General features: G+C 62.5%; 7 protein-coding genes. 5 read left to right on the top strand and 2 right to left on the bottom strand.

The genetic code is table 11. The features are described from left to right. Together DBR24_RS32970 and DBR24_RS19850 are read left to right on the top strand one after the other, a co-directional pair. The coding region (locus DBR24_RS32970; protein WP_256591666.1) for a sensor histidine kinase KdpD at positions 1-577 on the top strand (577 nt) is incomplete at its 5' end. A gap of 148 nt (positions 578-725) precedes the next feature. Next, positions 726-1,289 (top strand): GNAT family N-acetyltransferase, encoded by a 564-nt coding sequence (locus tag DBR24_RS19850; protein ID WP_128615601.1) that lies wholly within the window; start codon positions 726-728, stop codon positions 1,287-1,289. 47 nt (positions 1,290-1,336) lie between these two features. Here the strand turns inward: DBR24_RS19850 and DBR24_RS19845 are convergent, their stop codons facing one another. Continuing rightward, positions 1,337-2,410 carry an NAD(P)-dependent alcohol dehydrogenase gene (locus DBR24_RS19845; protein ID WP_128615600.1) on the bottom strand — a complete coding sequence of 358 codons (1,074 nt, stop codon included), beginning with the start codon at positions 2,408-2,410 and terminating at the stop codon, positions 1,337-1,339. Between the two features lie 255 nt (positions 2,411-2,665). Here DBR24_RS19845 and DBR24_RS19840 point away from each other — a divergent pair, with 255 nt between their 5' ends. Further along, positions 2,666-3,598, top strand: coding sequence for a universal stress protein (locus DBR24_RS19840; RefSeq protein WP_128615599.1), 933 nt, complete (start codon positions 2,666-2,668; stop codon positions 3,596-3,598). A 97-nt stretch (positions 3,599-3,695) separates the two neighbouring features. Here the strand turns inward: DBR24_RS19840 and DBR24_RS19835 are convergent, their stop codons facing one another. Continuing rightward, positions 3,696-4,589 carry a LysR family transcriptional regulator gene (locus tag DBR24_RS19835; protein WP_128615598.1) on the bottom strand — a complete coding sequence of 298 codons (894 nt, stop codon included), beginning with the start codon at positions 4,587-4,589 and terminating at the stop codon, positions 3,696-3,698. Positions 4,590-4,722: 133 nt separating this feature from the next. On the opposite strand from DBR24_RS19835, the gene DBR24_RS19830 reads away from it, so the two are divergent. Together DBR24_RS19830 and DBR24_RS19820 are read left to right on the top strand one after the other, a co-directional pair. Further along, complete coding sequence (locus tag DBR24_RS19830; protein WP_128615597.1) at positions 4,723-6,372, top strand: GMC family oxidoreductase; 1,650 nt, start codon at positions 4,723-4,725, stop codon at positions 6,370-6,372. Positions 6,373-6,518: 146 nt separating this feature from the next. Further along, the coding region (locus DBR24_RS19820) for an MFS transporter (RefSeq protein ID WP_177490637.1) at positions 6,519-7,497 on the top strand (979 nt) is incomplete at its 3' end.

Below are 7,497 nucleotides of genomic sequence, written 5' to 3'. Positions count from 1 at the left end.
GGCAGGCGTCGACCGCACCAGCCGTCTGGTCAACCAGTTGCTGACCATGGCGCGCCTGGAGCCCAGACCCGACCCGCCGCCCCTGCAACGCATCGACCTCAGCGAAACCGTGCGCAACAGCCTCGTGCAACTGACACCGTGGCTGTTGAGTAAACAGCTGGAGCTGGCTTTCGACGACAGCGCGCAACCGTTCAACGTCATGGCCAGTGCCGCCGCGATCGACATTGCCCTGAACAACCTGATCACCAATGCCGCCAACTTCTCTCCGGAACACGGGGTGATCACTGTCAAGCTGAGTCAGGCCGAAGGTTTCTACCATCTGAGCGTCGAGGATCAGGGACCGGGCATTGATGACGCGGACCAGGCGCGGTTGTTCGAACGTTTCTACAGCCGAGGCAATGCGCAAGGAGCAGGTCTGGGGCTGACCATCGTCAACACCATCGCCACACGCCTGGGCGGACGAATCACCTTGGCCAATCGGGCCGAGGGAGGCCTGCGCGCGACGTTGTCGATCCCCGAGAGGTCATCGCACCCCGCTTCGCCGCGCAGCACCCGTGAGCCGCCGGGCCGAGCATGACAGCGGCGCGAGGAGCGCCATCATCGCCTCAGATCAGTGGCCGCGTGCCGATCTGATCCAGATCAGATCGCGGCGTTGCCATCGGCGTAGAACAGACCTCAGCGCACTCCCCCGCGCGTTGCTCGTTCAGCCGATGGAGGCTCACCTCATGCTCACTGTCAAAGACCACAACGACCGCGCAGCGGCGGCTTATGCCGCGCACAACGGTGAATACTGGATCGAATCGCTCAAGGACGGCCGACACGTCTTGATCCGCGCTTTGGCCGCCAAGGACCGCGAGCGCGAGTACGCGTTCATCAAGCGCTTGTCGCCCGAATCCCGGCATATGCGCTTTCTCGCGCAGATCAGCGAACCGGGCACGGCGCTGCTCGATCAGTTGATGGACATCGACTACAAGCAACGCGCGGCCTTCATCGCGCTGGTGCACGAAAACGGCGAGTTGATCGAAATCGGCATCAGCCGCTACGCCGCGACGGGCGAAGAGGATTGTGAATGCGCGGGGACGGTCGCCGATGAATGGACCCAACTGGGCCTGGCCACGCTGCTGATGGAACACTTGATCAAGGCCGCCCGCCGCAACGGTTTCAAGCGTATGTACTCGGTGGACTCGGCCAGCAACACGGCCATGCGCGACCTGGCCAGATCCCTGGGCTTCGAAACCCACGGCGACCCTGATGACACCCGTCAGGTCATTCATCGCCTGAGCCTGTAGCGAATCCTGCGCCCCGCCGTCTTCAACGCTGCGGGGCGCAGCACCGGTCAGGGTGTAATCGCCACTTTCATCACGCCATCGCGCTGATGACCGAACAACTCATACGCGGCCTCGATATCGTCGAGTTTGAAATGGTGGGTCACCAGGGGCGACAGATCGACGCCGCCGCTTTGCACCACCGCCATCAATCGCCGCATGCGTTCCTTGCCGCCGGGGCACAGGGTACTGACGATGCTGTAATCGCCCAGTCCCGCCGCAAAAGCATCATAGGGAATGCGCAAATCCGAAGCGTAGACCCCCAGGCTCGACAACCGTCCGCCCGGACGTAACACCCGCAGCGCTGACTCGAATGTGCCCTGGGTGCCCAAGGCTTCGATGGACACATCGACGCCACGCCCGTCGGTCAACGCCATGATCTGCTTGACCACGTCACCGTTCTTGAAATTGACCACATGGGTCGCGCCCAACTGACGAGCGACAGTCATGCGCTCGGCCACCGTATCGACGCCGATAATGACGCTCGCGCCCTTGAGTCGCGCCCCGGCCACCGCGCAGAGCCCGATCGGGCCCAGTGCGAAAACCGCCACCGTGTCGCCGATACTGACCTCGCCACGCTCGGCACCGGAAAACCCGGTGGACATGATGTCCGGGCACATCAGCACTTGCTCGTCGCTCAATCCGTCGGGGATCGGGCACAGGTTGGCCAATGCATCAGGGACCAACACGTACTCGGCCTGGCAGCCGTCGATGATGTTGCCGAATTTCCAGCCGCCGGTGGCGCGAAAGCCGTGGCGGGTGTCCGGGCCGTCCTGGGAGCCGCAGCCGCAAAGGCAGGCGTAGCTTTGGCCACTGGGGGTGATGGCGCCGGCGATCACTCGCTGGCCTTCGGTAAACCCGCGAACCTGTGAGCCGAGCTTTTCGATCACCCCCACCGGCTCGTGACCGATGGTCAAGCCTTTGGCCACCGGATACTCGCCGCGCAGGATGTGTACGTCGGTGCCGCAGATCGTGGTGGTGGTGATCCGCACCAGTGCGTCCAGCGGACCGACGTCGGGGATCAGCTTGTCATCCAGTACGATGCGATTCTTTTCGACGAATATCGCCGCTTTCATCATGGCCATGAGCGAGGCTCCTGCGCAGGTCGGTTCAGTGAGTTCAGCACCTCTCACAGGCTGCGCCGTGCTCACCGGTGCAAGGTTGATAACAATCAACAATTGCGCAATTGCGCCGGTCACTGCCATCCGTCGGGCGCGCGCATGGCGCTGTCGCGTCATTGACAAAGATCAAGCTGCGCCCGGCTACCCGGAGCAGCATGACCCTACGCCTCTGTCGCCGTTGCGCCCACGCATCCCGGCCATCCCCACAGGAGATTCGTCATGTCCGAGCAAGCACGCTTCATGCTGGTGGCTTCACCCCTGATGAAAAACAGCCCCGCATTCGACCGGGCGGGCGCGCTGGCCAAGGCCTCGGGCGCGGCGCTGCATATCGTCGCGTTCGATTACCTGGAAGGCCTGGCAACCGCCGGACTGGTCAATGAACAGGCGCTCGAACAGATGCGCCTGGGCTATGTCGAACGCCATCGTCAATGGCTGGAAGACCAGGCCCGGCCGATGCGCCACCTCGGCGTCACGGTGACGACGGAAGTGGTGTGGGTCGACAATCCGTTGCGCGAGATCCAGATTCACCTCAAGGAACAACCCATGGCCCTGCTGATCAAGGATCTGCAGCACGCCTCGTTCATGTCGCGGCTGATGTTCACGCCGCTGGATATCCATTTGCTGCGTGAGTGCCGGGTGCCGCTGCACTTTGTCAGCCATGTGCAACATGCCAGGCCGCGGCGGATCGTGGCGGCGGTCGATCCGTTTCATCGTGACGATCAGTACGCCGATTTCAACGACCGTATCCTGCGCGAGGCCGTCAAACTGGCCAGCCTCTGCGACGCCGAGCTGGATGTGGTCTATGCCTATGACTTGTCCTCGATCAGCGCCGACGAGTTCGGCTTCGGCAATCCCTCGGCGTTTTTCAAGGTGGGCAACGCGAAAGCGCTGTTCGATGCACAAGGCGATGCATTCCGTGAGCTGGCCGAGCGCAACGGCATCCCGCCGGAACGCCAGCACATGGTCATGGGCAACCCGGCCAAGGTGCTGTGCAGCTATGCCGATGCCTATGACATCGACGTGATCGTCATGGGCCGCATCGGCCATCGTGGCCTGGGCCGGTTGATTGGCAGCACGGTGGAGCAGTTGCTGTACAAAATGCCGTGCAGTGTCTGGGTGGTGTCGCCGCAACTGATAGAGCAAACCAGTTAAGCCCTGCCCACATTCAGGCAGGCGCTGCGGCACGCTGCGATCTTTTGATCCTGCTTGAAAGATCGGGATCAACAGACCGCAGCGCCTACAGGGAATGTCATCCGGACTGACCGCGCAGCAACCCCTGCTCCGCCTCGCACAGGCCCACCACATAATCCCAGACCACCCGCAACCGCACCGATTTGTGCAACTCGCGCCGCGTGCTGATCCAGTAACTGCGCTCGATGCCCTCGTCCGGCAGCAGCGGCACCAGGCCGGGATCGGCTGCTGCCATGTAGCACGGCAGCACGGCGATCCCCAGTCCCGAACGCGCCGCTTCCTGCTGGGCGATGACACTGGTGCTGTGAAACACCACGCGCGGGCTGCGGCAGAAGCTGTTGAGGAACATCAGTTCCTGGCTGAACAGCAAATCATCGACGTAACCGATCCACGCCTGTTTCCCCAGGTCTTCACGGCTGTGCAGCGGCGGCGCGTTGTCGAGATAGGCCTGGCTGGCATACAGCGCCAAACGGTAGTCGGTGAGCTTGCGCGTTACCAGCATGTCCGCTGCCGGGCGCTCCAGATGAATACTGATCTCCGCCTCGCGGTTGAGGATGCTGACAAAGCGCGGCACGGCGACCAGCTCCACTTCCAGCCCCGGATAGCGCTCGAACAGGCCGATCATGCGACTGGCGAGAAACTTTACCCCGAGGCCCTCGGTGACGCCGACGCGGATCTTGCCCAGTGGCGCGGTGGATTGGGTGATTTCTTCCTGGGCCAGCAGCGCGACGTTTTCCATGGCTTCGGCGTGCTTGAGCAGCGCCTCCCCCGCCGGGGTCATCTCATAGCCTTGGGCGTGCTGCACGAACAGCGCGGTGCCGAGGCTTTTTTCAATGGCCTCGATGTGCCGGGCGACGGTGGCGTGGGTGGTGTTCAAGCGCCTGGCGGCGGTGAGCAGGCGACCGCTGCGTTGCAATTCAAGGAAAAAACGCAGGTCGTTCCAGTCGAACATGGCAGGTCCTTGTCAGCGATGGTCAGGTGAGGCTGTTTGAAAACGCACAGCGGCTGCGCAAAAACTAACATTCTTTTGACGAAAGCTAACAACTAGAGTGTCCAACAATAAAAACAAAAAGTGAGGTCAGGGAATGCAGACTTCCCTTGAGGAATACGATTACATCGTGGTCGGCGCCGGTCCTGCCGGGTGCCTGCTGGCCAATCGACTGTCGGCGGATAAACAGCAGCGCGTGTTACTGCTCGAAGCCGGCGGACGCGACAACTATGCGTGGATTCACATCCCGGTCGGCTACCTGTTCTGCATCGGTAACCCGCGCACCGACTGGTGCTTCAAGACCGAGGCGGAACCCGGCCTGCAGGGCCGCAGCTTGAGCTACCCGCGCGGCAAAGTGCTGGGCGGCTGTTCCTCCATCAACGGCATGATCTACATGCGCGGCCAGGCCAACGACTATGACGGCTGGGCGGCCGAGGGCAATCCGGGCTGGGCCTGGAACGATGTGCTGCCGCTGTTCAAACAAAGCGAAAACCACTTTGCCGGCGCCGCCGAATTTCACGGCGCCAAGGGCGAATGGCGCGTGGAGCAACAGCGCCTGTCGTGGCCGATTCTCGATGCGTTTCGCAGCGCCGCCGAGCAGAGCGGCATCGCCAGCCTCGACGACTTCAATCAGGGCGACAACGAGGGTTGCGGCTACTTTCAGGTCAACCAGAAGGCCGGGGTGCGCTGGAACGCGGCGAAGGCCTTCCTCAAACCGGTTCGCGACCGGGCCAATCTGACGGTGTTGACGGGGGTGGAGGTGGATCGGGTGCTGCTGGAGGACGGTCGCGCCTCAACCGTCAGTGCGCGGCATGCAGGTCAGGTCAAACAGTTCAAGGCCCGCAAGGAGATCGTGTTGTGCGCCGGCTCGGTGGGTTCGCCGAGCATTCTGCAACGCTCCGGTATTGGCCCGCGTCCGTTGCTGGAGCGCCTCGGGATCGGGGTGATTCATGAGCTGTCGGGCGTCGGCGGCAATCTGCAGGATCACCTGCAACTGCGCCTGATCTACAAACTGCAGAACGCCCGCACCCTGAATCAGATCGCCGGCAGTGTCTGGGGCAAGATGGGCATGGGCCTGCGCTATCTGTATGACCGCAGCGGGCCGTTGTCGATGGCGCCGAGTCAGCTCGGGGCGTTTGCCCGATCCGGGCCGGAGCAGACCTCGGCCAACCTCGAATACCACGTGCAACCCTTGTCGCTGGAGCGCTTTGGTGAGCCGTTGCACAGTTTTCCGGCGTTCACTGCGTCGGTGTGTGATTTGCGGCCGCAGAGCCGTGGGCGCATCGAGATTCGTTCGGCGGACCCATCGCAGGCGCCGCTGATCCAGCCCAACTACCTCAGCCATCCCGAGGACCTGCGCGTGGCGGCGGATGCGATTCGTCTGACCCGACGTATCGTCAGCGCACCGGCCCTGCAAGGGTTCAAACCGGTCGAGTACCTGCCGGGCGCCAGCCTGCAAAGTGAAGAAGAATTGCAGCAAGCGGCGGCGAAGATCGGCACGACGATTTTCCACCCGGTCGGCACCTGCCGCATGGGCCAGGACGCGGACTCGGTCGTCGACGCACAACTGCGGGTACACGGCGTGCCGGGCCTGCGTGTTGCCGACGCGTCGATCATGCCGCGCATCACCTCGGGCAACACCTGTTCGCCGACGCTGATGATTGCTGAAAAAGCGGCGCAACTGATCCTGAAACCTACAGTACACATAACCCCTGTGGGAGCGGGCTTGCCCGCGATGACGGTATGACATTCAACATTGAAGTTGGCTGACCCAGCGCAATCGCGGGCAAGCCCGCTCCCACAGGTTTTGGCAGCAGATTCAAGGCATCGCGCATCACCCGGACACGCAACACCAGTGGAACAACAAAAACAATCACTGTGAGGGATACCGATATGTCAGAACACGCTCAGACGCTGGACGCCGCGAGCGGCGCCAGCACCAGCAATGCCACGCAGAAAGTCATCTTCGCCTCGTCCCTGGGGACCGTGTTCGAATGGTATGACTTCTTCCTCTATGGCGCCCTCGCGGCGGTGATCAGCAAGCAGTTTTTCGCCGGGGTCAACGACACCACGGCGTTCATCTTCGCGCTGATGGCCTTCGCGGCCGGGTTTATCGTGCGGCCCTTCGGCGCGCTGGTGTTCGGGCGGCTGGGGGACATGATCGGGCGCAAATACACCTTCCTTGCGACCATCATCCTGATGGGCGTCGCGACCTTCTGCGTCGGCCTGCTGCCGACCTACGCCAGCATCGGCATCGCCGCACCGATCATTCTGGTGGTGCTGCGCATGCTGCAGGGCCTCGCGCTCGGCGGTGAGTATGGCGGCGCAGCCACCTACGTGGCCGAGCACGCGCCGATTGGCAAACGCGGTTTCCACACCAGCTGGATTCAGTCCACCGCGACCCTCGGCCTGCTGCTGTCGCTGCTGGTGGTGCTCGGTTGCCGTTACTTCACCGGCGACCAGTTCGAAGTCTGGGGCTGGCGCATTCCGTTCCTGCTGTCGATTGTGCTGCTGGGCATTTCCACCTGGATTCGCCTGAGCCTGCACGAATCGCCGGCGTATCTGAAAATGAAAGAGGAAGGCAAAACGTCGAAGGCACCGATCCGCGAATCCTTCGGCAAATGGGAAAACCTCAAAGTCGTGCTGATCGCCCTGTTCAGCATCAACGCCGGGCAAGCGGTGACCTTCTACGCGGCGCAGTTCTACGTGCTGTTTTTCCTCACTCAGTTCCTGAAAATGGACCCGGCGGTGGCCAACAGCCTGCTGATTATCAGTGTGGTGATCGGTGCACCGTTCTTTATCATTTTTGGCTGGCTGTCGGACAAGGTCGGGCGCAAACCGGTGCTGATGCTCGGCCTGCTGCTGGCCACGG

This window comes from Pseudomonas sp. HMWF006 (genome assembly GCF_003061205.1).
Classification (GTDB): domain Bacteria; phylum Pseudomonadota; class Gammaproteobacteria; order Pseudomonadales; family Pseudomonadaceae; genus Aquipseudomonas; species Aquipseudomonas monsensis.
Note: the sequence above shows the minus strand (reverse complement) of the source record. Positions and strands in the feature narration are given on the sequence as shown.

Coding starts and splice junctions, on each gene's coding strand:
- DBR24_RS19850 (WP_128615601.1), top strand. CDS start 726: ATGCTCACTGTCAAAGACCACAACGACCGCGCAGCGGCGGCTTATGCC.
- DBR24_RS19845 (WP_128615600.1), bottom strand. CDS start 2,410: ATGGCCATGATGAAAGCGGCGATATTCGTCGAAAAGAATCGCATCGTA.
- DBR24_RS19840 (WP_128615599.1), top strand. CDS start 2,666: ATGTCCGAGCAAGCACGCTTCATGCTGGTGGCTTCACCCCTGATGAAA.
- DBR24_RS19835 (WP_128615598.1), bottom strand. CDS start 4,589: ATGTTCGACTGGAACGACCTGCGTTTTTTCCTTGAATTGCAACGCAGC.
- DBR24_RS19830 (WP_128615597.1), top strand. CDS start 4,723: ATGCAGACTTCCCTTGAGGAATACGATTACATCGTGGTCGGCGCCGGT.